The sequence below is a fragment of the Streptomyces sp. 150FB genome (genome assembly GCF_000818195.1).
In the GTDB taxonomy this organism is placed as follows: domain Bacteria; phylum Actinomycetota; class Actinomycetes; order Streptomycetales; family Streptomycetaceae; genus Streptomyces.
The window spans coordinates 24,103-25,681 of record NZ_JTHL01000001.1 but is presented as its reverse complement, the minus strand read 5'-3'; the positions used below and the strand labels follow the sequence as shown (position 1 = coordinate 25,681).

Below are 1,579 nucleotides of genomic sequence, written 5' to 3'. Positions count from 1 at the left end.
CGCCCTCGCCGACGCGTGGCTCGCCGGCGCCGAGGTCGACTGGCCGGCTCTGCACCAGGGGGCGCGGCGACGGCGCGTGCACCTGCCGACGTATCCGTTCGCCCGCACCAGGCACTGGTTCACCCCCGCGGTGCCCGCCTCGGCGGTGCCCGCTCCGGCGTCGGCACCGGGGCAGGCCGTCGCCCGGCTGCATCCGACCCTGCTCGACGCGCGCGACGCCGCGGGTTCCGCGTCCGGAGGCCCGGCGTACGCGAAGACGCTCACGGGGAAGGAGTTCTTCCTGCGCGACCACGTCGTCGGCGGCGACCTGGTCCTCGCGGGCGTGGCCTACCTGGAGATGGCCCGCCTGGCCGGGGAGTCGGCGTTCGGCACGCCCGTCCGCGGGGTCGACGGGCTGGTCTGGGCGAGCCCGGTCCGGCTCCCGGCCACCGGAGGCGAGCACCGTCTCACGGTCGAGGTCACCGGCGACCGCACCGACCCGTCCTTCGAGGTACGCACGGCGGGGGAGGGATCCCCCGCGCACGTCCGCGGCACCCTGCTGCTCGGTGCGGCGGGCGACCGCCCCGCCCCGGTCGACCTGGCGGCGGCGCGCTCGCGCTGCCCGCGCGTGCTCGACGGCGCCGACTGCTACGCGCTGTACTCCCGGTTCGGCTTCGACTACGGGCCGAGCTTCCAGGCGATCGAGGACATCGCCCTGGGAGAGCGCGAGGCGCTGGCATCGCTGCGGATTCCGCCGCGGCGCCGCGCGGACGCGGACAGTTACGTCTTCCACCCGTCGCTGTTCGACGCGGCCCTGCAGACGGCGAGCAGGCTCGCGCCCGGCGCGGACGACCCCGCACGACCGCTCCCGTATCTGCCGTTCTCGCTGGGCTCCGTCCGGCTGTACGCCGAACTGCCGCAGCGGGTCCACGCGTACGCCACCCCGTCGGCCCACCCCGCCGCACCCGGCACGCTCGCCTTCGACATCGCGCTCCTGGACCGCGACGGCGAAGTCCTCGCCACGATCGCCACGTTCACCCTGCGGGAGGTCCCCGCGAAGGGCACGGCGCAGACCACGGCCCCGGCCGCGGCGTCGGTGACCGACACGGTCCGCGCGTACGAACCGGTCTGGGAGCCCGCCCCGCGGACCCCGCGCGAGCCGGACGCCACCGTGCTGCTGCTGGACGCGGGAACCGAGGGGCACGCGGTGCTCACCGCCCTGACGGACGCGGGCGCGGACGCCCGGCGGATCGCACTGGGCAGCGGCTTCGGCGTCGACGAGGCGCTCGGCGCCGCCCGCGCCCCAGGACCCGTCCACGTGGTGCACCTGGCCGGGCCTGACACGGGGCCCGCCGCAGCGGTGGAGCACGGCTTCCACACCGCGACGGCGTTCCTCCAGTCATGGCAGCGGGAGCGCCGGGGCGCGCTGCGCTACCTCTACGCCTACCGCGACCCGGCCACCTCACCGGCGCACCCGGCGATGGCCGCCTTCGCCCGCTCGGTGCGCCGAGAACTCCCCGCGGTCGACTTCGGGGCGCTGGCCGTCGCTGACGGCCGCTCCCTCGCCGACGCGGTGCTCGCCGAACTCGGCGCAGCGGGC

At 76.9% G+C, this 1,579-nt stretch carries 1 protein-coding gene; it reads left to right on the top strand.

Annotated elements, in window-relative coordinates:
- Nucleotides 1–1,579: polyketide synthase dehydratase domain-containing protein (locus QR77_RS46395; RefSeq protein WP_160310864.1), on the top strand; the 1,579-nt coding region annotated here is incomplete at both ends.